The sequence below is a fragment of the Pseudomonas sp. R1-43-08 genome (genome assembly GCF_003852255.1).
Taxonomy (GTDB): domain Bacteria; phylum Pseudomonadota; class Gammaproteobacteria; order Pseudomonadales; family Pseudomonadaceae; genus Aquipseudomonas.
On sequence record NZ_CP027734.1, the window covers coordinates 3738414 to 3761055 of the forward strand.

15 protein-coding genes, 1 tRNA gene and 2 pseudogenes are annotated in these 22642 nt (G+C 57.9%); 3 read left to right on the forward strand and 15 right to left on the reverse strand.

What is annotated here, in order from left to right:
• Nucleotides 1-2: 2 nt before the first annotated feature.
• The 9 genes and pseudogenes from C4J87_RS17125 to C4J87_RS17165 form a co-directional block, all read right to left on the reverse strand.
• Nucleotides 3-578 (reverse strand): hypothetical protein, encoded by a 576-nt coding sequence (locus C4J87_RS17125; RefSeq protein WP_124367750.1) that lies wholly within the window; start codon nt 576-578, stop codon nt 3-5.
• A 1-nt stretch (nt 579) separates the two neighbouring features.
• Entirely contained in the window at nt 580-849 is a 270-nt protein-coding gene (locus C4J87_RS17130; RefSeq protein ID WP_124367751.1) for a MoaD/ThiS family protein, read from the reverse strand.
• The gene (locus C4J87_RS17135) at nt 849-1472 is read right to left on the reverse strand and encodes a DUF6445 family protein (protein WP_124367752.1); all 624 of its coding nucleotides are present in this window, start codon (nt 1470-1472) and stop codon (nt 849-851) included. The genes C4J87_RS17130 and C4J87_RS17135 overlap by 1 nt, the downstream gene beginning before the upstream one ends.
• Nucleotides 1465-2589, reverse strand: a complete 1125-nt coding sequence (locus C4J87_RS17140; RefSeq protein WP_124367753.1) for a ThiF family adenylyltransferase — start codon at nt 2587-2589, stop codon at nt 1465-1467. Before C4J87_RS17140 ends, C4J87_RS17135 begins: the two co-directional genes overlap by 8 nt.
• Before the next feature lie 69 nt (nt 2590-2658).
• Entirely contained in the window at nt 2659-2787 is a 129-nt protein-coding gene (locus tag C4J87_RS26455) for a hypothetical protein (protein ID WP_256679896.1), read from the reverse strand.
• Nucleotides 2788-3511: 724 nt separating this feature from the next.
• A pseudogene (locus C4J87_RS26460) lies at nt 3512-3688 on the reverse strand (integrase); the annotation flags it as partial.
• Nucleotides 3689-4597: 909 nt separating this feature from the next.
• Nucleotides 4598-5922, reverse strand: a pseudogene (locus tag C4J87_RS17155) (tyrosine-type recombinase/integrase).
• Nucleotides 5923-6083: 161 nt separating this feature from the next.
• A tRNA-Asn gene (locus C4J87_RS17160) sits at nt 6084-6159 on the reverse strand.
• 54 nt (nt 6160-6213) lie between these two features.
• Nucleotides 6214-7116 (reverse strand): LysR family transcriptional regulator, encoded by a 903-nt coding sequence (locus C4J87_RS17165; protein WP_124367755.1) that lies wholly within the window; start codon nt 7114-7116, stop codon nt 6214-6216.
• A 98-nt stretch (nt 7117-7214) separates the two neighbouring features.
• Between C4J87_RS17165 and lldD the strand changes: the two genes are divergently transcribed.
• Together lldD and C4J87_RS17175 are read left to right on the forward strand one after the other, a co-directional pair.
• Nucleotides 7215-8369 (forward strand): FMN-dependent L-lactate dehydrogenase LldD, encoded by a 1155-nt coding sequence (gene lldD, locus C4J87_RS17170; protein WP_124367756.1) that lies wholly within the window; start codon nt 7215-7217, stop codon nt 8367-8369.
• Between the two features lie 286 nt (nt 8370-8655).
• Entirely contained in the window at nt 8656-9582 is a 927-nt protein-coding gene (locus C4J87_RS17175) for a GGDEF domain-containing protein (protein ID WP_124363669.1), read from the forward strand.
• 207 nt (nt 9583-9789) lie between these two features.
• On the opposite strand, the gene C4J87_RS17180 is transcribed toward C4J87_RS17175, so the two are convergent.
• From C4J87_RS17180 to C4J87_RS17205, 6 genes are all read right to left on the reverse strand, one after another.
• Complete coding sequence (locus tag C4J87_RS17180) at nt 9790-10563, reverse strand: TenA family transcriptional regulator (RefSeq protein WP_372238399.1); 774 nt, start codon at nt 10561-10563, stop codon at nt 9790-9792.
• Between the two features lie 76 nt (nt 10564-10639).
• Nucleotides 10640-13102: an EAL domain-containing protein gene (locus tag C4J87_RS17185; protein WP_124367758.1), complete on the reverse strand. Its 2463-nt coding sequence runs from the start codon at nt 13100-13102 to the stop codon at nt 10640-10642.
• A 71-nt stretch (nt 13103-13173) separates the two neighbouring features.
• A complete protein-coding gene (locus C4J87_RS17190; RefSeq protein WP_124367759.1) occupies nt 13174-14991 on the reverse strand; it encodes an ABC transporter ATP-binding protein in 1818 nt (605 codons plus the stop codon).
• Nucleotides 14984-15586, reverse strand: a complete 603-nt coding sequence (locus C4J87_RS17195) for a DsbA family protein (protein ID WP_177412780.1) — start codon at nt 15584-15586, stop codon at nt 14984-14986. Before C4J87_RS17195 ends, C4J87_RS17190 begins: the two co-directional genes overlap by 8 nt.
• A gap of 36 nt (nt 15587-15622) precedes the next feature.
• A complete protein-coding gene (locus C4J87_RS17200; RefSeq protein ID WP_124367761.1) occupies nt 15623-16564 on the reverse strand; it encodes a rhodanese-related sulfurtransferase in 942 nt (313 codons plus the stop codon).
• A 155-nt stretch (nt 16565-16719) separates the two neighbouring features.
• Nucleotides 16720-19626 carry an RHS repeat-associated core domain-containing protein gene (locus tag C4J87_RS17205; protein WP_124367762.1) on the reverse strand — a complete coding sequence of 969 codons (2907 nt, stop codon included), beginning with the start codon at nt 19624-19626 and terminating at the stop codon, nt 16720-16722.
• A gap of 193 nt (nt 19627-19819) precedes the next feature.
• Between C4J87_RS17205 and C4J87_RS17210 the strand changes: the two genes are divergently transcribed.
• Nucleotides 19820-22642 (forward strand): Tc toxin subunit A, encoded by a 2823-nt coding sequence (locus C4J87_RS17210; RefSeq protein ID WP_124367763.1) that lies wholly within the window; start codon nt 19820-19822, stop codon nt 22640-22642.

Genomic DNA, 22642 nt, shown 5'->3' on the forward strand with positions numbered 1-22642 from the left:
TCCTATACGAAGTAAACAGTTACGCGTTCTTTTGACACCTTCACCGTGCATGTGTAATACCTGTCACAGTCTTTTACAATAAAGGCATCATTACCCTTTGCGTCCTTCCAAGTGATCGAAAACGGTATGCTGAAACACTCCAAAACCTGTTCGAGTACGATTTCGACACGGTGCGGTGGCCAAGGCGTTGCTTTATCTGGTCGACTGCTGAGTCCAGAATAGACTCCTTCAATTTCACAGGCAGCACGCATTACCGGCCCGATATCATCGCGCGACACTAGGTAGAGACAAAAGTCTTCAACCTGGCTCCTGCCCAAATGCTTCCAAAAGCAAGGAGAGGTTGCGTATGCTTCGATATACGGCAGAAGTGCCTTTGGCGACAGAACTCTGTTCAGCACCTTCATATCCGAATACAATACTGTTCTAAGGTTTCTGAGCCTGGCCGCCCGCTCCACTGCAAGGCGATCCAATTTCATATTGCGTAATAGGAACTTGGCTTCATGCGTTTCACCTTCAGCCTCATCAAGTCCCGAATAGAGTAGCTTTAGGTAAAGCAGCTGCAGTTTGGTAGCATCCATGTCATCCCCCGGCGATGGCGAGGCTCAAACTCAAGCTATCACCGTCTTTTAGCGGCACGTCAAGTAGGTAACAGATTTCATTATTCACAAATATGGTGACATAAGCTTTTGGAACAATAAGTTCATTTTTCCTAACGAACAAATCAGCATACTGTTTCGGGAAATTCGCTATCAATTCTTGATAGGCAGACTGAGTACTGCTGGCAGTGACTTCTATCGTCGAACAACCAAAAATCCTTTCAGGCAGCGCAATGGTTATCTTGTTTTTCATCAATATATCTCGAAATGCTGTGTCAGACGTCCCGTTTCAGGAGTGTATCCAAAAATACCTTTCGAAGCGTGAAAACAGTGCGCCATCAGAATTATTAATCGGTTATATCGCATAGGCAGCTCGCCGAATTGCTCCCAATTCGACCAGTCTTTCATATGACGTTGCAGAACTGACTTGAAATCAGGGTGAGTATGCGCCACATGATATTTTTCGGTTATGTAGTCAAGCCACTTGCGAGTGATCGAAATTTCCTGCGTGTGTGCACACCTATAAAGTCCAACCCCTCCCGAGCAATTTTCATTTTTGGAAAGGTATACAATACCTGAGTATTTCTGAACGTCTTGGTGAACTCCGTCGGGTCGAATGCTCTCATCCTGCTTCAATGCCAACCTGAATTTTCCTTGCTCAAAATCTTTCTCATTTCGATACACTTCATTATGCCGCCCTATCAGTGAGATGATCTCGCTTCGATAAAGCATCCAGTCAATGCTCGATGAATACGCCTCCCCACCTGGATACATGGCGCCGTGTTTAGGTGCGAATGATAAAGAGAGCGCAATATTTCTTATGCGCTCGGGGTCCTCGTAGAACCCATCAACTATATGAGCCGCAATCTCACGCATACTGATATGCCCTCAACGATTGGCAATCGCAGTCAGCACGAACCGTAAGCTTTTTCGCCTGCGAATTGATCGATAAACCATCATAAAAATACATCCAATGAATATCGCGCCCTACATCAAGTAGGTATTTGAGTGCTTCAGCCGCTTGCATAGCCCCAACTATCCCAGTCACAGCTCCCAATACTCCTGCCTCAGCACATGAAGGTGCAATCGCCGTGGGAGGGGGCTCAGGAAAAACGCACCTGTAGCAGGGACCGTCACTTTTGCACAACACTGCGACGGTCCCTTCGTATTGAAATACAGCACCATGAACAAGAGGGACGCCAATGCTGACTGCTAAATCATTGATCGCGTAGCGGCTTTGAAAATTATCAGTACAGTCAATGATGATTTTAGCGTCTGAAAATAGGGATTGATCAATTTCCCGACTAAAACGCTCCCTGATTTTTTCCACGTTCATGTCTGGATTGAATGCAAGCAGGAAGTCAGCCGCCGCATCAACTTTAAAACGACCAATATCCGCAGGCTTATACAATATCTGTCGTTGCAGATTGGAGCTATCCACTTGGTCATCATCAATAATGCAGACCGTCCCTACACCTGCGGCAGCGAGATACAATAGGCATGGCGCTCCTAAACCTCCGGCGCCGATCACCACGACACGGCTTTGCTTCAAAGTTTGTTGCCCGACTAAACCGATTTGAGGCAACATAATTTGTTTCGCGTAACGACCCTTCTCATGATCCGTTAAACCGGCTTCGATTCGATCAATTGCATATCCACCATTTTTCCAAGCACGGAAACCGCCGACCAGGGAGGAGACATTGGAGTACCCAAGATCAGTCAGTGTCTTACATGAAAATACCGATCTATTACCAGACTCACAATACAATACAATCTCTGCGCTTCTATCAGGCACGTTTTCGAGCATATACTGCTCGAGGAAACTTTTTCCGAAAAAGTTCGCTCCCGGAATCACCCCTCCAGCAAGCTCCTGAGCCTCTCGGATATCGATAACAAATATGTGTCCAAGCCGAGGTTCGACCTCATCGCATTTAACCTCACTAATAACGCGTCGCAAGGCCTCAATTTCTTTACTAACATATTCCTGAGACATGAGCGATTCCCTCAGGGTTTTTAAATAAAGATCCTGAGCCAGCGAGCTGGCCCAGGACTTACCGTCTACTTACTCTTGCCACTCTTTGTCAGAGGCATGATGGGCGAGACTAAGTACCAGCTCCTCGCTGAGCTCTTCGCTTTTAGCGATCGCAAGCTCTTGCTCTTCCAAAGCAACGTCTTTTTCTTGAAGTTCCATAAAAATATCCTTTTTCAAGTCTAAGTTTAGGGGAGACTTATTTAACCCCCACAAATATGGTTACTCACATACTTTCTCAGCGTCAACTTTTTTTTGATATTTTTTTCAATACATTCAGCTATGACTAAATTCAAAGCAGGACGAATATACAAACGAGCACACGCATCCACATAACTGCGGAAACAGCATGAAATATATTTATTAGTCAAATGACTTGGCGTGACAACCTGTATCAGACAGCCATCAGGCCGACACTTAGGCGCTCATCTAAACCCTAACTATTTCATAATGATACTTCCCATTCATCGTCCTCATTTTGGCTTTTGGCCCATCGCGCTCCTTGAAATGAGATGGCACCTTCGTTGAGAAAAAAGCGTAGACGACGAAATATCCTGTTGCAAAAAAATACTATGAATTTTTTTTCATAAAGCGTAATCGGCACCGTCGCACGTCTTATGACGCTGATGTGCGCCCTTCGCAATTCGCCCCGCCTGCCCCTTGGCGTATTGGGTCAAGTACCCGGCGATGCGTGTCTATGAGAGCATCAAGACCACCTTCGGACCGTGAACTTCACTTCGGGCAGTCATACTGAATCCATCCAAGCTGGTAGACCTCTACAAGCCGATGTTGACGGACCGCCATCACCTACAAATCCAACTGACCAGAGATGATCGAGGCAGGTCGTATACCGCAAACTCATCATTTCCCGACGTATACCCAGTCAGGGGCCATCGGCACACTGGCAGAGCGCAGGGTCAAACGCTTGCCATCGATCACTGTGCGCCTTGACGGTGCCGTAATGGCCGCCGCCAAAAAGATCACGCAATTCTTGTGACCCCGCATAGCTCAGCTGCCGGCCATATCCAAAATTGCGCCCCTCTCGCCTTCCTATCAATGCCATGATCAAACTGCTGTCGAAGCCAAACCTTTAAAACCTTCCCCACGTCATCCCGCCAAGAATGTTGAGTGTTATCAGGGATCAAGGCCCCTGCGACCTGTGAGGGTTGTCCACTAACGCGGGACTTGCGGCTCCTTACGACCGGGAGCTTGGGCATCTCATGATCTGGCCTCCTGAACACCTCCGAAGAGGTGGGCGGGTGGAGGCTGCGCTGACTGACGAGACCAGCGCCGGGAGATCCTGAGTCGGGTGAAGGCAGTGAAGCGATGACCGGGGCATGCCTGACTGTCAGTCAGGTGTAGTCCATTCCGTGGGCTACGGCGCCATCATCTGCATCGCTGTTGCTGGTGACTTCGGTGTTTGTCACGCCGATTGTCACGAGGAGAGTTGCGGCAAAGCCTTGTACGACATGGGCTGCAGCAGTGGTAGGAGCGCCCGTCTCTTTCCGGGAGAAAGAGACGGGCGCAGGTTGGCGCAAGGAAATGGCCAAGCGGATAGGTTGCTGCAGGGCAGCTATGAAAGGGGATGAGTTGCCGCAGTGGGCACACTAGTAAAAGTAGGCATCCATCACATCGCTGTGACCGTGCGAGCCGCCGGATGCTAATCGCACTTTGGGAGAACCACCACGGTGTGGCGTAGCCTTAAAGGTTCTGGCTACCTGGGTTGCTGTCAACGACAGCGCTTTGCCCGATCTTTTCTACGCCTGTGGAGGATTTGGGTCAAGGCTCGAGTTTTTGGGAGTTCTGCGGCTGTGGATGAAATTATCCACTAATGGAAAACCGTGGTTTTCCACAGACAATGCGTGGGCTTTAGATTTTTTAAGTGAGGTCCATCCAAGCAGGGCGGCTTTGCAGCCCTGTTTGGATGGACCCGCGTGGACAAGCGGATCACTGAGGTATGAGAACCGAGCGCTTACTCAGTTGCGCCACGTTTTGCTTTTAATCGAGTGACATTCGCCTCCGCCTGATTGGCGAATTCGCGTGGGCTGACATGCTTCTGCTGATTAGCCTCAAGGTAGCGACTCCACCAGTTCATGATCAGCCTGCGCTCCTCGATGAACTCGGCCTTGTGGATGTAAGCGGCGCGGACGTTGTTCCGCTCTTTGTGGCTCATCTGCCTTTCAATGGCGGTCTCTGACCACAGTCCTGATTCAATCAGCGCGCTACAGGCCATCGACCGAAACCCATGCCCGCAGATCTCGGTTTTGGTGTCGTACCCCATCTTCCGAAGTGCGCTGTTCACAGTGTTTTCGGACATCGATTTCCAAGACTTGGTATCGCCTGCGAACACCAAATCAAATTTGCCGGTGAGGGCGTGGATCTGCTCGAGCAGGGCGACCGCTTGCGGCGATAAGGGTACAAGATGGATATCGCCTGCCATCTTCGTACCCCTTGTGGGGAAAAGGGTACGCCTTCCAACGCTGGTCGCGTGTCGGGTATTTCCCAGACGCCACGCTTGAGGTCGAACTCGCTCCAGCGGGCGAAGCGCAGTTCGCTGGAGCGTACAAACACGTGCAGCGACAGCAAGACCGTCAGCCGGGTAAGTGCGCGGCCTTTATAGGTGTCGATCCGTTCCTGCAATTCAGGCAAGTGCGATAAGGATAAAGCGGGGCGATGAACCACTCGCGAGGCTTTGATCGAGCCTACGAGGTCGTAAGCAGGGTTTACGGTGATAAGCCGGAGGCGCTTTGCCTCGCGCATGATGCTCTGCAGGTAGTTTTGTACCCTTAACGCAAGGTCTATCGTTCCGCGCTTCTTGATCGCTTCCAGGGGCCGCATAAGGTCGTGGGTATCTAGATCGACAATGGCGCGGGCGCCGATCAGCGGGAAGAGGTGAGTTTTGAGGCGACTCATCACTGTCTTGGAATAGCCCGGTGCCCACTTGGCTGACATTTCCGTGTGCCAGCCGAGAGCAACGCTTTCAAAGGTGCGGCCTTTGATCAAAGCGTCCGTCTTGGCTTGGTTCTTGGCTCCTATGGGGTCAATGCCATCCGCCAGCATTCGCTTGATCTCCAAGCGCTTGCGGCGCGCATCCGCGAGGCCAACGACGGGGTAGTTGCCGAATGAGGTCAGTCCTTCCCGGCCATCAGGTTTGACGTATCTGAGACGCCAGCCTTTTCGGCCATTGGGTTGGACTAGAAGGTAAAGGCCGTCGCCGTCGAAAAGCTTGTAGGCGCGGTCTGTGGGCTTGGCCGAACGGCAAGCGGCGTCGGAGAGTGGAGCAGTAGTGCGCGACATAAGGGTACTCCCTTTTATCGAACTGACCTTTATCCCAAACTCTACCCTTAAAACGGCTGGTATCCACCGGAATCCGACGGAACGCCAGAACGAAAAAACCCGCCAGAAGGCGGGTTTTTTAGGGTTTCAGAGATTTTTGAAGCCTTCTCTGGAACCTTGTCTGGCTCCACGACCTGGACTCGAACCAGGGACCCAATGATTAACAGTCATTTGCTCTACCAACTGAGCTATCGCGGAATGCGCCGTATGTTACTGATTAAAAAGAAGAAGTCAAGCCTCCTCTGACGTGTGTCACGACGAGGCAGGATGACCGGCCGAAACCGCCTGCTCCCTGGCCAGTTCCAGCCAGGCGCGCGCGGCGGGTGGCAAGTGGGCACTGGCGCGCCAGGCCAGGGCGATATGCCAGTCGGTGTGGGGCTCGTCCAAGGGGATCAATGCGATGCCGGCGTGTTGGTGTGTGTGCGCCAGCATCCGTGGCAGGAAGGCGACGCCCAGGCCGGCGGTGACCAGGTCGACGATAAAGTCGATCTGCCCACTACGAGCCGTCACCTTTGGCACTACGCCCTTGCGTTCGCAGGCGGCGAGGATTTTCGCGTTGAGGGCGAAACCGGCTTCGAACAGGATGAACGGCGAGTCTGCCAGGTCGGTGAAGTCGATGCGTTCGCGGCGCGCCAATGGGTGGCTGACAGGTAATACGGCGATCAACGGTTCGTTGCGTACAGGCTGGTAGTCGAAGCCTTCATCCACCGGCAGCAGCAGGGCCGCCAGGTCAACCTCCCCGGCTTCCAGGCATTCGCGCAGTTTTTTGCTGCCGTATTCGGTGAGTTCGATGTCGATGTCGGGGTAGCGCGTTCGGTAGGTGGCGAACATTGTCGCAAACAGTACGCCGCAACCTACCGGTGGCAGACCGATGCGCAGCACGCCGCGCTTGAGACCGCGCAGGTCGTTGATCTCCACCACCAGATCATTGTGTTCGGCAAGCAGCACCAGGGCGCGACGGTAGGTAATTTCGCCGGCGGCGGTGAGTTCGTTCTTGTGGCCAAGACGATTGAGCAGCGGTGTGCCCAACTCCTCTTCGAGGGTCTTGACCGCCTTGCTGACCGTGGACTGGGTCAGGGATACCACCTCGGCCGCCTGGGAAAAACCGCCCTGGCGCACCACTTCGACAAACGCTCGCAGGGTTCGCAGGTTCATCAGTATTCCTTTTGCGACTGGATTGCAGCGATAAAAGTTGTTTTTATCATGCCAGAACTTTGCTTATCGTGGGCACTTTGCCGAGTGGAGCCCATGCCATGATTATTTCGTCCGCCTCCGATTACCGTGCTGCCGCCAAGCGCAAGTTACCGCGTTTTCTGTTCGACTATATCGACGGCGGCGCCTACGCCGAACACACCCTGCGCGCCAATAGTTCGGACCTGGCAGAGATCAGCCTGCGCCAGCGCATCTTGCGCAATGTCGACAACCTGAGTTTGAAGACCTCGCTATTTGGCCAGGAGCTGGCCATGCCGGTCATCCTCAGCCCGGTCGGCTTGACGGGCATGTATGCGCGACGTGGTGAAGTGCAAGCGGCCAAGGCGGCGGCGAACGCCGGTGTGCCCTTCTGCCTATCGACGGTGTCGGTGTGCCCGATCGAGGAAGTCGCCTCGCAAAGCCCGCAGTCGATCTGGTTCCAGCTGTATGTGCTCAAGGATCGCGGCTTCATGCGCAATGCCCTGGAGCGGGCGCAGGCGGCAGGCGTGACGACACTGGTGTTCACCGTTGACATGCCAACCCCTGGCGCGCGTTACCGTGATGCGCACTCGGGCATGTCCGGGCCGTATGCGGCGCAACGGCGGATATTGCAGGCCGTGACCAAGCCGCAGTGGGCGTTCGATGTGGGCTTGATGGGCCGCCCCCACGACCTCGGCAATATTTCCAGGTACCTGGGCAAACCCACGCACCTGGAAGACTACATCGGCTGGCTGGCCACCAACTTCGACCCGTCGATCAGTTGGAAAGACCTGGAGTGGATCCGCGACTTCTGGAAGGGCCCGATGATCATCAAAGGCATCCTGGACCCGCAGGATGCCAAGGATGCCGTAAGTTTCGGCGCCGACGGCATCGTGGTCTCCAACCATGGCGGCCGTCAGCTCGATGGCGTGCTGTCGACCGCCAAGGCGTTGCCGCCGATTGCCGAGGCCGTTGGCGATGACCTCACCGTGCTGGTAGATTCCGGCATTCGTTCCGGGCTCGACGTGGTGCGCATGCTCGCGCTCGGCGCCAAGGCCTGCCTGCTGGGGCGCTCCGCGGTGTATGCGCTGGCCGCCGATGGTCAGCATGGCGTGGAAAACCTGCTGGATATTTTCGCCAAGGAAATGCGCGTCGCCATGACGCTGACAGGGGTCACTTCCATCGCGCAGATTGACCGTTCTACGTTGGTAACCCCCTCTTCAAACATTCAATATTAGTCAGAGAAATGGCGCGACTGTTTGTCGACGGTTTTCATGAAAAACCAGTTCATTGATTTATATAGGTATTTATTAATTCAAACGATTGGCACGAATCTGGCTCTAACCCACTCACGCAGGTCAAGCGATGACAAGACGTGTGGCAGTGCCCTGGGCTTATAACCCGGCGTAAAGCGGTCTAAACTGTTTCCAATGTTTTACGGAACTGAAGGAACAGTAAGACGCTTGGCACTTGCCACTCTCATCCCGCCTGTAAGACAGTCATGTGCTTAGAGGCCGCCTACGTATGAAAACACCGACCCAGACCAACGCAATTGACTTTGACAGTGCCAAATTGCAACGCCTGGGGTTTGGTCAGCCGTCCCTTCGCCCCCATCGCCCCGCCACCCTCGGTCAGCTTCGCCAGCAACTGAACCAGCAATTGCAGACCAGCCTGGAACCGGAACGCATCCTCGGCTTGTTCTTCCGTGAAGTGCAACGCCTGGTGCCGCTGGACGCCCTGCAATACCGCTACGCGATCAGCGACCTGCGCCTGGAGTTCGGCCATCGCGGCCATCATTCGGTGAGCTACACCTTGAGCCATGAGGGCGAACACTTGGGCGAACTGGTGTTCCGTCGCAACCAACGCTTCCTCGAAGAGGAACTGGGCCAGCTCGAGTCCCTGCTCGCAACGTTGCTTTACCCAATGCGCAACGCCCTGCTCTACCGCGCCGCCACCCGCAGTGCCCTGCGCGATCCTTTGACCGAAACCGGCAACCGTGTGGCCATGGACCAGACCCTGCAACGGGAAATTGACATGGCTCGGCGCCATATGCACCCGCTGTCCCTGTTGATGCTGGACATCGATCATTTCAAGAAGATCAATGACACCCATGGTCATGCCGCCGGCGACAGCGTATTGCGCGCCGTGGCCGCAGCGATCAAAAGCCAGTTGCGCAACGTGGACATGGTGTTTCGGTTCGGCGGGGAAGAATTTCTGATCCTGCTCTCCAACACCGGGCGCGATGCGGCGCGGATGGTCGGCGAGCGCCTGCGCCAGGCGGCACAAGCCCATGATTACTGGGTGGAGGGTACGCGGGTCGACTTGACGGTAAGCCTTGGCTGTTCGACGTTACTGGCGGCCGAGTCGGCGGAAAGCCTGCTGCGCCGGGCCGACAATGCCTTGTACGTGGCCAAGCGCGAAGGCCGCAACCGCTTGGCAATGGCGGGGTAAAACCCCGCCATCACAGTGCCAGTCAGTTAACAGATGGCGCAGGTTATCGGTAACTTGTGGCGAGGGAGCTTGCTCCCGCTGGACTGCGTAGCAGTCCCTTCTTTTTGAACAAACAACAGGGCCGCTGCGCGCCCCAGCGGGAGCAAGCTCCCTCGCCACAGTACCGCGATCCTTCTTAAGTGAGTGGCATCAGCCATCACAGGTGCATCACGCCTCGCTGGCGACGCGCGCCTGGCGCTCACGAACGAGTACGGGCGCCTTTTCTTTCTCTTGTTCCAGGCGCATGCAGCTTTCCAGGAACAGGTACATATAGTCGTAGCTCTTGCACACCGCCTGGCGCAACTCCACCTGCAGAGCCGAGCTCGGGTTCGTGCCGGCCAGGGTGCAGATGATTTCCAGGGCTTCCCAAGGGTGCGCGTCATCATACTGGGCGTGCATCTTCAGCCACTTCATCGCGCGCTTGCGTTCTTCCTCCGGGAAGGCGGCGGCATACACGCCGGTGGAACAGACCACGGCAGACCACTCGCCAGTGGCGCCCTCGATGGCGTAGTTGGTGGCGGCAATCGCAACGATCAACGAATCCGCCGAACTGGTGTGCCAGCACCAATGACTCAATGCGTGCAACTCCGGTGGCACGTCCTGTGCCTGCAGCTCTTCGAGACTGACGCCGTGGGCACGCGCCCAATGCACCCAATAATCGGCGTGGTTCAATTCCACGCGGATATTGCGCATCAGCCAGCGTCGCGCCATGTCCTCCCCCGGATGGCGGGCAAACTTGGTCTTGGTGAGGTTCTGTGCCATGTACAAGGCGAACTGCTCCACCACGGGCCAGCCACCGATCAGGTAGTGGCGCATGGTTTTGGCGCTGAGCGTGTTATCGCGCATGCGTTGGTACAGTTCGTGTTCGACAACCCGACGCTTGCTCTCGCTACAGTCCTGGATCAATTGCTGCGCCCAGGCGGGGTAACTCGAGGCTTCCATAAGCGGGCCGGTTCTGTTGAAGGTGTCGATCACTGTAGGGCTCCTTTTTAAGTGTGATGTACAGACCAGCAAAGTTTCAGCGGAATGTGCCGGGCGCCTTGAATAACAGGGGCTGCGGCCGCGCAGGTCGGCACTGCAGGCTATCGAAGGTAAACAATTGCGGACGTTCAATCAGATAGCCCTGAGCGTAGTCCACACCTATCTCAAGTAATGCCTGTTCGATCTGCGACGTTTCAACAAATTCGGCGATAGTGCGCTTACCCATCACATGGCCTATGTGATTGATCACTTCGACCATGGCGCGGTTAATCGGGTCGTCCAGCATATCCTTTACGAAACTTCCATCGATCTTCAGGAAGTCTACAGGTAAATGTTTGAGATAGGCGAACGAGGACATTCCGGCACAAAAGTCATCCAGGGAAAAGTGGCAACCTAACGCTTTGAGTTCATTAATAAAACGAATGGCACTGCCTAAATTGGCGATAGCGCTTGTCTCGGTTATTTCAAAACAAATCATTTCCGGAGGGATGTTGTAAGTGCCGAATTTCTCACGTAAAAAACCAAGAAAATCGTCATCGCCAATGGTTATTCCTGACAGATTAATCGCACACATAGCCATAGGTCGGCCCGGACGCTCGTGCATGCAACGCGCGATGATCTTGAAGACGTTCTCCACCACCCACCGGTCCAGTGAAGTCATCAAGCCGTAACGCTCGGCCGCCGGAATAAAACTGTCGGGCAGAATGATTCGCCCCGCCTCGTCGTGCAGCCGCAGGAGAATTTCGATGTGCCCATTGCCCGCTTCGGTATGGCCCAGAGGCGAGATTTCCTGGGAGTACAGGCAAAAACGATTCTCTTCCAACGCCATGTGCAAGCGCTGTACCCAGGCCATTTCACCAAAGCGCAGGGACAGCTCCGAGTCATCGGCGTGATACACCTGCACCCGGTTACGCCCCTTTTCCTTGGCCATGTAGCACGCCATATCGGCGGCGCGCAGGGACGTTTCCAGGGTGGTCGGGGTGTGTGAGATATGCACCAGACCGATGCTGACGGTGGTCATGAACGGCCGGCCCTTCCACACGAAATGCAGGTTCTGCACGGTGTGGCGCAGGCTCTCGGCGATCTTCTCGGCCACCGGCGCCGGGCAGTTCTCCAGGAGGATGCCAAACTCATCGCCGCCCAGCCGCGCCAGGGTATCGCCTTCGCGCAAGTCCGATTGCAGCAGCGCGCAAATGTGCCGCAGCAACTCGTCACCCGCAGCGTGGCCGCAGGTGTCATTGACCAGCTTGAACTGGTCCAGGTCGAGAAACATCAAGGCATGGCGGCCGTTTTGCTGGCGTGTCACCTGCTGCAGTACCTGCTCCAGGCGGTATTCGAATTCACGCCGGTTGGCCAGGCCAGTCAAGGCATCGTGGGTAGCCTGCCAGGAAAGATTGGCGATGTACTGGCGCTCCTGGGTCATGTCATGCAGCACCAGCACCGCGCCACTGACCTTGCCGGCGCTGCGAATCGGCGCGCCCACCAGGGTCACGGAAACGGTGCTGCCGTCCAGGCGCTGGATCAACTTGGAATGTTCACTGCCGCCACTGAGTTCGCCCTTGATGATGTGCTCGATCAGGGTGAAGCCGTCCGGCTCCGCGTTCTCATCCAGCAACTTGAACAACGCCGCCAGCGGCAGGCCTTGGGCCTGGGCCGACTGCCAGTGGGTCAGCGCTTCGGCGGCGGGGTTCATGTAGGCAATCGCACCGTCCACGTCGGTGGTGATGACACCGTCGCCAATCGACTCCAGGGTAATCTGCGCCCGCTCCTTCTCCGCCTGCAGGGCATCGGCAAACGCGTGACGCTGGGCCAGCAACTTGTGCGTGCGCAGCAGCGCCAGCACGATCAGCCCCAGGGCCGTGGCCAGGTTGGTGATCAACAACAGGCGCAGGATCATCCGCGACCCTTCACCCAGGGCATCACTGAATGCCTTGGCCGCCGGTGTCACACCTTCGTTGATGGCCGTGATGCGCGCCTTCCACAGGCGCACATCATCAGCATTGACCCGATCGGCAGTAACGGCGCCATGCATTGCCTGGGCGAGGTCGTCCAGCTGCAACAAGTAGCCGTCGCCCACCGTCCAGAGCTCGATGGCTTTTTCCAGGTAACTGAAATGGCGGAAGTTGAGGTACAGCCAGATCAGGCTGGAGACGTCGTCCGGGTGGTTGCCACCCTTGATGATGCCCTGGCGTGCGGCGGGGATATCCGGGGTGGGACGGTCCAGCGCAACGCGCAATTCATGCCCGCCCTGGGGCACGGCAATCGCTTGCTGATATTTGAGGTAAGTGGTGGCTTCGCGGTTATCGGCGTAAAGGGTCAGGTAGTAGATGGCGTCCTTCTGGCCCTTGGACCACAGACTTTCGCCAGCCACATAGCCACGCACCGCCGAGAGCACGTAGAGACTGACGCAGCCTAACAATGCCTGGAACAGCACAACGGCAATGAAGGGCCAGACAATGCCCAGCAACCGTGGCGTTCCGAGAGTCCGCTTTTGCTTCATGAAGTCCCTTGCACATGCACAGCTCAATACGCACGCGAAAATCCGCTCCCGATCGCACAACCTAAGCCAAATCACCGCACCTGTTGCAAGTGTCCATACAATTTGGCGTACAGCCCCCCGTCGGCAATCAATTGCTGATGGTCGCCATCCTCGGCGATACGCCCGCCATCGAACACCAACACCCGATCCGCCTGTTTCACCGCTGAAAGGCGGTGGGCGATGATCAGTGTAGTACGCCCGCTGAGAAACCGCGCCAGTGCCTGGTGCAGGTTGTACTCGGTGGCCGCGTCCAGCGCCGAGGTGGCTTCATCCAGGATCACCACCTTGGGCTCGGCCAGCACCATGCGCGCGATGGCCAGGCGTTGCCGCTGGCCGCCGGAAAAGCGCACGCCAGAGCGACCCACTATGCTGTCCAGGCCCAACGGCAATGCCTTGACGGTCGCCTCCAACTGGGCGATTTCCAGTGCCTGCCAGCACGCCTGATCCGTACGCTCGCGGCCCATTGTCAGGTTGGCGCGCACGGTATCGTTGAACAGTGCCGGGTGTTGCAGCACCACCGCGACGTTTTCGCGAATGGTCGCCAGCCCGATGTCCTGCTGGGTCGCGCCGCCAAAACGGATGCTGCCGGCCTGGGGTGTGTAAAGGCCCAGCAACAGTTGCACCAGGGTACTTTTGCCGCCGCCGCTGGCGCCGACAATCGCCACCTTCTCCCCCGGTGCGATGGCCAGGTTCAATTGGTCGAGCACCAGGTCATCGCCGTAGCCGAAGTCCAGACCGCGCACGTCGATGCCAACGGTTGCACGCCCGGTGAACGGATCGCTCCCCCCGGCGTACTGCGGCTCGTCGGCGCGGGCCAGCAGCTCGTTGATGCGGGTCAACGCGCCGCCTGCCGCGTAGTAGGCATATTGCAGGTTCAGCAATTGCTCCACCGGGCCGATCATGAACCACAGGTAGCTGAACACCGCCAGCATCTGGCCGATGGACAGGTCGGAAAACAGCACGGTGAGCATCGCCGCTGCACGAAAAATGTCGATGCCGAACTGGAACAGCAAGCCACTGGCACGGCTGGACGCGTCGGTCTTCCATTGCGAGTGAATGGCGTAGTCGCGCACTTCCTGGGCACGCTGGCCCAGGCGCCCGAGGAAAAAGCCCTGGCGGTTACCGGCGCGCACTTCCTGGATGGCGTCCAGGGTTTCGGTCAGCGCCTGGGTGAAGCGCGAGGTGCTGTCGTTTTCCAGTTTCTTCAAGTGTTTGACGCGCTTGCCCAACTGCACCGTGGCGTAGATCACCAGCGGGTTGAACAGCAGGATCAACAGCGCCAGTTGCCAGTGCATCCACACCAGGATGGCCGAGGTGCCAACCAGGGTCAGCATCGCCACCAGAAAGCGGCTGAGGGTTTCGCCGACGAATTTGTCCAGTGTGTCCAGGTCGGTGACCAAGTGGGTGGTCACCGTGCCGCTGCCCAGGCTTTCGTATTCGCCGAGGGAGATGCGCTTGAGCCGCTCGATCAGCCGCACGCGGATGCGGTAGACGATGTCTTTGGCCAGTCGCGCAAACAACCGCGCCTGTACCACGTTGAACACCAGTGCGCCGCAGCGCAGTACCAGGGTCACCCCCAGCATCAGGCCGATATAGCCGGCGGCCTGCTGCCAGCCCAGCGGCAAGGCGTGGTTCATCACCTTGAGCGCGGCATCGCCACGGCCCAACAGCACTTCGTCGACCAACAGCGGTAACAGCAACGGGATGGGTACGCTGCACAAGGTCGCGAGCACGGCCACGCTGTTGGCGATCCACAGGGATTTCCTGTGGCGCAGGGCCAGGCGGCGAATTTCCGCCCAGGTCAGGCGGTCGGTGCGCTTGGGTTCAGGCGTGTCGGGCTGATCATGCACAGGTGGCGCGCTCCAGCCAGCGCCCCAGCAATGGCGACAATTCGGACAAGGGCTGGTAGCCATTGGTCAGCAGCGCCAACTGGCCATTGCGCTCGGCCAGCAAGGTCGGGAAGCCCGCGATGCCCAGGTCCTGTACCCAGGTGAAATCGGCGGCCGTGGCGGCGTGCTGTTCGGCGCGGTCGAACTCGCCGGCAAACTCGATACGCGGAATACCGGCCTGCTCGGCCAGTTCCACCAGCACGTGGGCAGAGGTGACGTCACGGCCTTCTACATAGAACGCGTGCTGGATCAGCCCAAGCAGCTTCCAGGCGCAATCGGGCGCCAGGCTGCGCGCCGTGACGATGGCGCGGCACGCAGGCTCGGTGTCATAGACAAACCCATCGGGCAGCGCGCCTTCGCGCTTGAACGGCTGGCCGGTGGCGTCAGTCACCGCCTGCCAGTGCTCGAGGATATAGCGCCGGGTGTTCGGCTCCAGCGCCGCGCCGCTGCCGGTGCGCAAGCCGCCCACCACCAGGTGCAACTCCACACCGCCCGCCCGGGCCTGCTCAACCAGCGCCTGCGCCACCGGGGCAAAGCCCCAGCACCAGGAACACATCGGGTCCATCACATAGAGCAGGCGCGCGGGCATGGTTCAAGCCTCGGAAGGGGTTTGCTTGTAGTTGAAGCCAATCGGGTGCGGCATGTTGCGGGCCTTGGCCAGTTCGATCTGCTTTTGCCGGTCGATGGCGCTGCGACGGGTTTTCTCCGGCAGCTTATCCCAGCAATGCGGGCAACTGATGCCGGCCACGTAGTGCTCGGACGCGCGGTCTTCGACGCTGACCGGTGTGCGGCAGGCATGACATTGATCGTAGTCGCCTTCGCTCAAGTCGTGGCGCACCGTCACGCGATTGTCGAAAACAAAGCAGTCGCCCTGCCACTTGGTCTCTTCCTGCGGCACTTCTTCGAGGTATTTGAGGATGCCGCCCTTGAGATGATAGACCTCGTCAAAGCCCTCACTGAGCATATAGCTCGAGGCTTTCTCGCAGCGAATGCCACCGGTGCAGAACATGGCGACTTTCTTGTGCCTGGCCGGGTCGAAGTTGGCTTTGATGTAGTCGGGAAATTCGCGAAAACTGGTGGTTTTCGGGTCGATCGCGCCTTCAAAGGTGCCAATCGACACTTCGTAGTCGTTGCGGGTGTCGATCAACAGCACTTCGGGGTCGCTGATCAGCGCGTTCCAGTCCTTTGGGTCGACGTAGGTGCCGACCTGTTTGTTCGGGTCGACGCCGTCGACGCCCAAGGTCACGATTTCTTTCTTGAGCTTGACCTTGGTGCGGTAGAACGGCTGCTCGTCGCAGTACGACTCTTTGTGGTCGATGTCGTCCATGCGTGGGTCGTTCTTCAGCCAGGCCATCAGGCCATCGATGCCTTCGCGGCTGCCGGAAACGGTGCCGTTGATGCCTTCTTCGGCGATCAGCAACGTGCCCTTGATGCCGTTGTCGACCATCGCCTGCAACAGTGGCTCGCGCAGGGCAACGTAATCTTCAAGGGTGACGAACTTGTACAGTGCCGCCACGACGATAGGTTGGGTCATGGGTGTTCTCTCCAGGTGGCTACCCTCGTAAGGGGTGAACCGGATAAAAAAACGCGCCGGCCAGGCGGCGCGGCGCGCATTCTAGCAAAACCACGCCGCCGCCGCATCGACACACAGCCGCTGATATTGCTTCGACGCCCTGGCGGCGATCGACTTCAGCGGTGTGGGTTGCGTACGCCCTCCACTCGGTACTTCTGGCCGCCGAGGTGTTTGAACATCAAACGATAGGCACTGCGACCACGAGAAGCGGCGTAACCGTGCAAGTCAGCAGACCACAGTTGATCTCTGTGGAGATGCCAATGAACCGCGCCAAAACGCCCTTCCTGCAAGTGACTGAGGGTAAGGGCGATACTGCGGTCCTCGCGGCTCGACGAACTGATATCTCCAAGCACCTCGGTATTGATCTGCATCCGTGGAGCAGCGCCTCTTATCACCCTCGGCACCCTCATCGGCAGTTGGGCCTGCGCTTGCCGACCACCGCGTGCGCGACTGGAACCGGCAACCTGTGTCGTCGCCCCCACCTCGAACGTGCTCGCCCCCGCCTGCTGACCGCTCGCGGCAGCGGACTCACGCCCAGGTCTTCGCAGCAGTACCGCGCCATAGCCCATGCGTTTCAACTCAGGCATCGGGTTACGACTGTCCATCAGTATGCCCTCGACGCCCCCCGATTCACCCACAGGCCCCGCATAGCCATAGATGGCCCCTTCCGATGCATGGAGGTAAAGGGACATGCCTCCCTCGGCAGGGCGGCGTGCATAGGCAAAATTCACCAGCCGCTCCGTTTCTTCGTGACTCAACCGCGCCTGCTGCGCCAACTTGATCGCCAGCTCCGAAATATCCCTGGCGAATTGTTCTTCCACTTGTTCGGCGGCCCTTGCCACGGCCTGCGGTTGCATTTGCAGATAGGCATTCAGGCGACTGGTACCAAACAGTACACCGCCCACCAGAGCCCCGATGGAAGCCCCCAACGTCACATTCCCAAGCAACGCCCCCACGCCCAGGCCCAGCAAGACCAAAAGCAGGAGGATTACAGTACCGCCCTGTATTTGGGTATTTTCCACATCGGCCGGCAGCAGCCCCATTGAATCAACGAATGTGATCGGGTTGTTGAACGCCATGAGATAGGGATTCAACTCTGCCCCGTCCCCCAGGGGGTCGGGGTTTATCCAGCGCTGTAACCAAGGGGCGTAGTAGCGGAAACCGTAGTAATACAAGCCGTTGCTGTCACGCTCTTTGCCTGAATATCGGCGCGTCTTGTAGCGACCCTCCACCTCGCTGCGCGATGCCCACCACGCCGTCCCTCCATAGGGAAAATAACTCTCCTGGCTCAATAACTCTGCCTGTTCGCCCAACTCCAGCCCATGACTCGATTGCTGATCCGTCAGGCAAAAGCGCAGGGTTGCATCGGCTGCTCCCTCATCGAGCCCCAGCTCCCATTGCAAGACCTCAACCGTGCACCGCGCCACTTCAAGACGCACAACATTCAGCCGGCGCAACGGTCGATGGCGAATTTCCAGGCCTGGCAGGTAATACACACGCGCCGTCTGCCGACTGCCGGCGACCTGCTGGTGCGTGAGCTTGAGCGCGCGCTGGCCGTCGCCTGCGTACACATAGGCCTCCTCATCCGGGTCCCCCTCCTCTCGCAGAATCGTCGTGACCCTGGTCAACTGATTACGCACGTTCCACGCCATCGGCAGGCCACGCCCCAGCTGTTGCTGATTGCCATTGGCATCAAAACCCTGCGCCCACTCGTCAACCGGATGCTCGCTCGACAACGCACGATTACTGCCAGTTGCGACCTGCATGTCGCGGGTATAGCCGACACCACTGGACGGCACATGGCGCAGCCGGGTCAGGTTGCCCCCCTCGTCATAGGCATAGTGCTGGGTATAGTTGCGCCACAAACCGGCGTCGGTCGAACCGAACGAAATACGCGCGGGCAGTGCCGGGCCGATGGCGGCGGCAGTACTTTCCCGGCCTGTGGCCTGGGTCAGTTGGTACAGCGAGTTGTACTCATAGCGACAGGAGGCATCTACTTGCGTGTTGTGGCTCCACCTGGTCGGTTGTGCCTGATCCTGCAGGCTTGAAACATTTCCCACGGGATCATAGTCGTAGCTCAAATCCTGTAGCGGCGCCGCCCGCTCGTTTTTGCGGTACGCCATCAGCCGGCGCATACGGCCATCCTCGGCCCGATAGGTGGCCAGGCTACTCACGCCATTGCCCAGCAGGGCCGTCTCCACCTGGCCGGCGGCAGTGTAGACGTAGCCCTCTATCACGGTCTTGCGCGTACCACTCTTCAAGGTGAGGTGAATATTTTTCGCCTGCCCGTCCAGCCCATAGGCGAACTGTCGGGCATTGCCCTTGGCGTCGAGCTGTTCCACCGTGGCGCCCAGGGCGTCGAACGCCCAGCGTGTGGTGTAAAGCTCAGGTTGCAGTTGCTGGTCCTGATCGGCCGGGGCAAGCGGCCAGTCAACAGTGCCCGGGGCCTCGCGAAACCGCCGGGTTTGGCGCAGCACCTGCCCGGTCATTCCATAGGCGTCGAACACCTGCGTGCCCGCCGGGTCGGCATGGCGTACCAGGCGGCCACTGCGGTTAAGTGCGCGGTGCTCAGGCGTTGGCGCGGCATACACCAGGCGTTCGACACACCGGAGTCGCGCTTCGTCGGCAGTTTGTTCGAACACCGCCACCGGACGCTGCAAGGTGTCGTAGTCGTGGCGCTGATAGGCACCGCGGCCGTCCCAGGCATGCAACAGCTGTCCCGAAGGCGCCGCCAGCATCAGCCGCATGCCGGCGTCCACATCGTTGCTGCGGATCAAGGTACCAGACAGGCTGTACACCGAGGCCTGATTCGCCTCGGTCAACGGTTCGCGCGATTTAAGGGTAGAAAGGCGCGGGTCCCACTGCTCAAGCAAAAGGCCGCTGGCCCCATAGACTTGACGCCTGACACGGGCCGTCGGCGCAGCCTGGGAGGTAGCGCACAGATAAGCGACGCTGCGCACGGTCAATCCACGGGGGTCGAAGGCCGCAAGCGAGGGCGTGTTTCGATGAAGTGAAGCAGACATGATCACATGACCTCAATTGCACAATGGTCAGCAAAGCCTAGGGTTCATGCCTGCACAGAGGTGGTATCGGTGTATGGATGCCTCAACCGGCGGGGGCCGACGCAGCCTGTAAATAGCTATGCCTGGCCCCGTTAACCTGCGTGATAGCGTTTTTGATTGCCCGCCGGACCCATCGGCGGGCGTGAAGGAACGTATGAATATGCAAGCCGACAGCAGCTCCTTGCTCGCTCAACTGATTGATCACGCACACCCTCCCGCCCCCGGTCGGGACGATTTCAACACCGCGCTGCAGCGCCTCGACATTCATTCGGTATTCGACATCGTGCGCCTCAGCGAAAAGGCCTTCGCAGAGCAACTGGCCACCTGCAACGATGACGATGCCCACGCGGTATACCGCAAGGCCAAGAGCGCGGCAGCGCAACTGGAAAGGTTGTTTCGCGAACAGCAGGTCTCGTCGCAGCGCCCTACCCTGCGCGCTAAACGCGATGTCGCCGCCGATACCGATGCCACCTACCAGGCCTTGTTCAACGAAAATCGCGAACAGTTCTGCGCCAACGCGTCCATTGCCGCGGTCGATTCGCCGGCTGCCTACCTGCGCGCGCTTTATCTGTTCGCCCTGCAACTGGAACAGAATGCCAAGGGGGCCGACGTGCTCAAGCTGTCGGCCCGGCGTGCAGACCTCAAGGACCTGTTGATCGACCAACACAGCGTTACGGGCCAGGTGCCCATGTTGTCGATCATCAATCAGACCTTGCTCAGCAATATCGCCGACGCCGACGACGCCTACTCGCTGCTGAGCAACACCTGGTACCCGTTTTCGCTGCCGTATCATTTCCACCACCAGCAATGCCGGCTGGGCTTGTCGGGCGACAAGCCGATGTTGGGTGAGTTGAACTATCGCATCAGTCGCCAGTTGCCCCTGGCGGGAGCAACCAGCACTTACGGGCAAGTCGTTACCCGCAACAATGAGGTGCAATGCCTGTTATCCGGGCTGAGCCCAGAACAACAGGCCCTGCTGAAAAGAGACTGGGTAACGGCGCAGGGCGCGCCAACCTTCTATCGCACGTACTTCAACTGGACGGCTGAAAAGGGGCCGGAAGACGTCACTGATTTCCTGCAGCATACGCAACTGGATGCCGAACAACTTCAAGCGCTGCTGGCACAACAGACACAAGCACCGCGCCAATCGCCAAACTGCAAACAGCCCACCGGCCTCACTTACGGTGCCTGTTACATCAACGGCGCGCTTGCATCTGCCCCCGCACTCGCGATCAGCCTCAACAAAGACGCCCCCGCCAAGCTGGTCAACGTGAGCCTTGAACGCTTCGACAGGCTGCAACGGATGATTCGCCTGCAGCGCTGGCTCGGCCTGCCTTTCGCGCACCTGGACACGTTGCTGGTCAGCGCGATGCGCTGCGAAGGCGCCAGCAACCGCGCGCTGCTGATCACCCATAACACCCTTCGGGCGCTGGGGGTCTTTTGCTATCTGAGCAAGCGCTACAGCCTGCAAGCCGAAGAGTTTGCCGCCTGGCTCCATCAGTTGCCCGTTCACGGTTCGGGTGAGCGCGTGTCGTTGTTCGATCAGGTGTTCAACCGCGCGGGTTCAGCCCTGCCTGCGCTGTGTCTGGACGAGCAGGCATTCGACGCAACCACCCGGCAACAACTCTGCGCCGCGCTGGGCCTGCAAGACACCCAGGACTCGCTGCAACTGCTGATCGCCGATGAGCCCGAAACCCGCACGGTCGAGACCGTCAGCGCACTCTATCGGCAAGCGCGAATCGCTCGGCTGTTCGGCTTGTCGGTCATGGAATGCCAGCAACTGCTGCAGTTGCCTGGCACGACGCCCTTTCTTACGCAACTGCGTCACCCAACGCTGAGACGCAAGCCGAAGGGCGCGGCTGACTTTCTCGATATGCTCATGCACCTGGAATGGGCCAGCCGTTGGCTCAAGGAGAATGGCAACAGCCTGTCACTGTTGAGGCACCAGCTATTGCTCGATCAGCAGGTCCAGGACCCGGCCATCAACCTGCTGTTGAAAGAGTTCGCGGCCTATGATCAGGCTTCTCTCTCCAAACAGCTGAACCTGCTTGAACTTCCCCAGCAACCCGCTGATGAAGCAGTTCGCTTGCCCGCCGTGGACTGGGAAGCCCTGGCCCAGCAAGTACTGCAACGGATGCGCTCAAACACGAGCATTGAGGTGGCGGTCGAGCAAGCGCTGTCCGCCATTGCCATCAGCACGGACGCTAATCGCACAACCTACTATATCGAGAGAGCCAAACCCAAGCTTCGTACCCTGATGGAGACGGTGCGTAATGAGTTCTGGGCGCTGTATCTACGCCTCAAAGAGATCATCCGCGCCGTACCCCAGCTGCCAGGCGATGCCAACGGTCATCAAAAATATGACAACCATTTCCTGCGCTTGCACGCGCCCGCTGCCCCACCCCTGCAAACCCTCGGCTATCTGATATTGCTGCTCCCCCACGCCGTCGATGTTCTGCAATTGCCGCTCAGCCGCCAGGCGCTTGATCAGTTTCTGATAAACCCACACTGGCTGGACAGTGGCTATCAAGCGTCTTCGGTCCTTGAACTGACCCCGCACACCCTTTACCTCATTCAGCAGTTCAACCATTGCATTGAGCGTTTTGGCCTGACGGAAGGGCAAATTCTCGATTACTTCGGACAGGCCAACGCGCAGCCCAATCGCGCGGCACAACACAACACTGAAGAAACCAGCGAGCATCTCGCCCGACTTTTTGGCTGGAGTGCCAGCGAAATAACCGTCTTCAGCAGCCAACTGAACCCTCCACGCATTACCTCCATGGATCGCCTGGACTGGCTGCTGCGCTGCCGCCAAGCCAGCACTGCAACCGGCCTGTCGGCCAACCTGCTGATTGCAGCCAGCCAACTTGAAACCAACTCGACGTTCGCTCAATGGAAGGCCGTCGGTGAGGCGCTCACGAGTGCCCATACCTCTCCCGTCAACACGCCTTTTCCTACCGACCTGCTCAAGGACTGA

Bases quoted from the DNA above. Each gene is read 5' to 3' on its own strand.
- C4J87_RS17125 (WP_124367750.1), bottom strand. From the start codon at position 578: ATGGATGCTACCAAACTGCAGCTGCTTTACCTAAAGCTACTCTATTCG.
- C4J87_RS17130 (WP_124367751.1), bottom strand. From the start codon at position 849: ATGAAAAACAAGATAACCATTGCGCTGCCTGAAAGGATTTTTGGTTGT.
- C4J87_RS17135 (WP_124367752.1), bottom strand. From the start codon at position 1,472: ATGCGTGAGATTGCGGCTCATATAGTTGATGGGTTCTACGAGGACCCC.
- C4J87_RS17140 (WP_124367753.1), bottom strand. From the start codon at position 2,589: ATGTCTCAGGAATATGTTAGTAAAGAAATTGAGGCCTTGCGACGCGTT.
- C4J87_RS26455 (WP_256679896.1), bottom strand. From the start codon at position 2,787: ATGGAACTTCAAGAAAAAGACGTTGCTTTGGAAGAGCAAGAGCTTGCG.
- C4J87_RS17165 (WP_124367755.1), bottom strand. From the start codon at position 7,116: ATGAACCTGCGAACCCTGCGAGCGTTTGTCGAAGTGGTGCGCCAGGGC.
- lldD (WP_124367756.1), top strand. From the start codon at position 7,215: ATGATTATTTCGTCCGCCTCCGATTACCGTGCTGCCGCCAAGCGCAAG.
- C4J87_RS17175 (WP_124363669.1), top strand. From the start codon at position 8,656: ATGAAAACACCGACCCAGACCAACGCAATTGACTTTGACAGTGCCAAA.
- C4J87_RS17180 (WP_372238399.1), bottom strand. From the start codon at position 10,563: ATGGAAGCCTCGAGTTACCCCGCCTGGGCGCAGCAATTGATCCAGGAC.
- C4J87_RS17185 (WP_124367758.1), bottom strand. From the start codon at position 13,102: ATGAAGCAAAAGCGGACTCTCGGAACGCCACGGTTGCTGGGCATTGTC.
- C4J87_RS17195 (WP_177412780.1), bottom strand. From the start codon at position 15,586: ATGTGTTCCTGGTGCTGGGGCTTTGCCCCGGTGGCGCAGGCGCTGGTT.
- C4J87_RS17200 (WP_124367761.1), bottom strand. From the start codon at position 16,564: ATGACCCAACCTATCGTCGTGGCGGCACTGTACAAGTTCGTCACCCTT.
- C4J87_RS17205 (WP_124367762.1), bottom strand. From the start codon at position 19,626: ATGTCTGCTTCACTTCATCGAAACACGCCCTCGCTTGCGGCCTTCGAC.
- C4J87_RS17210 (WP_124367763.1), top strand. From the start codon at position 19,820: ATGAATATGCAAGCCGACAGCAGCTCCTTGCTCGCTCAACTGATTGAT.